At 39.6% G+C, this 2,249-nt stretch carries 2 protein-coding genes; one reads left to right on the top strand and one right to left on the bottom strand.

Going from position 1 to position 2,249, the window contains the following annotated elements:
* Positions 1–155 precede the first annotated feature (155 nt).
* Entirely contained in the window at positions 156–1,691 is a 1,536-nt protein-coding gene (locus P767_RS0100815) for an OmpA family protein (protein ID WP_026763020.1), read from the bottom strand.
* A gap of 182 nt (positions 1,692–1,873) precedes the next feature.
* Between P767_RS0100815 and P767_RS15170 the strand changes: the two genes are divergently transcribed.
* On the top strand, positions 1,874–2,249 hold a 376-nt coding region (locus P767_RS15170; protein ID WP_172637495.1), incomplete at its 3' end, for a polyprenyl synthetase family protein.

Genomic DNA, 2,249 nt, shown 5'->3' with positions numbered 1-2,249 from the left:
CAAGAAAGTGATTTTTATATAACAACAAAAGACCACATCTAGCACTTCAAATGAAAACGCCAGATCAGGTCTACAACAAAAAAATCCCGGCTACCTGAGGCAACCGGGACTTATTTTAAAACTGTCAACCTATTTCAGGACAATTCAAGCTTTTATTAATTTCTGCTTTTCAAGTTTGGATGTGGAGCAGGAACGCTGTTTGGACCTTCTTCAGTAGTACCTTGTAAGTCTACAGAACCAGCCTTGCCTTCCTGAGCATACACGAATAACAATCTGCTTTCAGCAATACCTTGCTTTTCAACCAGGTACTTGATAACCGCGTTTACTCTTTCCCAGCTTTGCTGTTGAGCAGCTTTGCTGGTAGCACCGTATCCAATAACTTTTACGTTACAAGTTGGGTTTGCTTTCAATTGAGCAGCAGCTGCGCTAAGAACAGTCATTGCATCTTTGCTTAACTTGGTAGTAGTTCCTTTGAACTGTACGCTTGGTAGAGCACCGATAGAGCAAGAAGCTTTAGTAGCTTGCATGTTGCTAACCATTTCTCTGATTTCCTTGCAACAAGCGTTCTCAGGACAAGTTCCGATACCGTCATTATTAACAGGGAAACATTTTTGAGAAGTTAACAATTCCTTATCTCTGTAATCAGGAACACCATCTCCATCTGTATCTTTAGATACACCATGAGAATCTACTGGAGCACCAGCAGGAGTGTTAGGTTCCATATCGAACTGATCAGTTACACCATCTTTATCTGCATCTGGTAACACCACTTTAGGCATTTTCATATGCTGAGGAGCGTTTAACTCGCTATAGATAAAGTTGTTAGGATTGATCCAGTATAGAGGCTGAACTTTCTTGCTGTTATCGCCAATGTTGATATTAACTCTGGCAGTAGTCATGCTGAAGTAATCGTTGTTCTCGTTTCTAACATCTTTCCAGGTATCCAGGTAGTCATATCCTTTAGTAGTGAAAATGAATTTTTGCTCAATACCGATGTTCACTTTATCACTTACCTTGAAAGCTGCACCAAAACCTAGGTTCCATGCATGCATTAAAGCCCATGCTTGTCTGTTATTAACAGTAGCACCAAACATAGTAGTGATTAAACCATCTTGTGTGAAAGCTTGTCCAGGACGCTGACCATAGAAGATATTGTATCCACCAGGCTGAGCACCAGGTGCACCTTGATATTGTGCTTTAGCACCTAGTAAGCTATAACCAGCCAACACATATAAGTTTGTTTTAGGATTTCCTCTGTAATAGCTAGGTGTGTTTAAGGATGCAATGAAATCAACTCCAAGAGCCCACATAGAGTTTTTATAGGCAGTTTGACCTACAGCCACACCATATGCGTTAGGCGCACCTGATGTGCTAGCACCAGTTAAAGAACCTCTAACAGAAAGAATATGGCCCAATGATTTTCTTAAAGAAACCCCGTAGCCGATACCTGTTTTGCTTTTAATATCACCAGTTAACCAAGTTGGTCCTAAGTTAAATCCTAATTCCCACTGGCTTCTTGGCTTTGCAGGGTAAGGATACTGGTTATTCATGAATTCGTTGTGCTGGGGCAGATTCTTTACTGCAATTTTGGAAGTGTCTTTCCAATCCCAACCCCAGTTTGTCTGTGCGCTAGCTGCGAACTGTGCGAACACAAATAATGCAACTAAAAAAAGGAGCTTCTTGCTTGCCATAATCGATATTTGATTTAAAATTAAATTATAATCGCTGTAAAAGTACTTAATTTTTAATATAAATACTTTAAAAATACTATCTGGGGGGATAATTGATAGTTATGACTGCGAATATAGTATAAACGCTGCATTTTGCATATTATTTTGTCATTTTCCTGGGTATATTGCAGCATAATTATAACATGAACTTAGCAAAAAAGGTGATTTCGGCCGAATTGGCTCAATTTGAAGTCCATTTTAGAGAGGCCGTTAAGAGCAGAGTGGCGTTGTTAGATCGGATCATGCAATACATTGTTAAGCGAAAAGGAAAGCAACTTCGCCCGATGTTTGTATTGTTAAGTGCACGATTAGGGGGTGAAATTAACGAAAGCACTTTTCGGGCTGCATCGCTGGTAGAATTATTGCATACAGCCACATTGGTTCACGACGATGTAGTGGATGAATCCATGGAAAGAAGAGGCTTTTTTTCTATTAATGCCCTATGGAAAAACAAAATTGCCGTTCTGGTTGGGGATTATCTTTTATCGAAGGGATTATTGCTTTCATTAAACAACAAAG

This window comes from Sediminibacterium salmoneum NBRC 103935, assembly GCF_000511175.1.
GTDB classification, from domain to species: Bacteria; Bacteroidota; Bacteroidia; order Chitinophagales; family Chitinophagaceae; genus Sediminibacterium; species Sediminibacterium salmoneum.
Note: the sequence above shows the minus strand (reverse complement) of the source record. Positions and strands in the feature narration are given on the sequence as shown.

Coding starts and splice junctions, on each gene's coding strand:
- P767_RS0100815 (WP_026763020.1), bottom strand. CDS start 1,691: ATGGCAAGCAAGAAGCTCCTTTTTTTAGTTGCATTATTTGTGTTCGCA.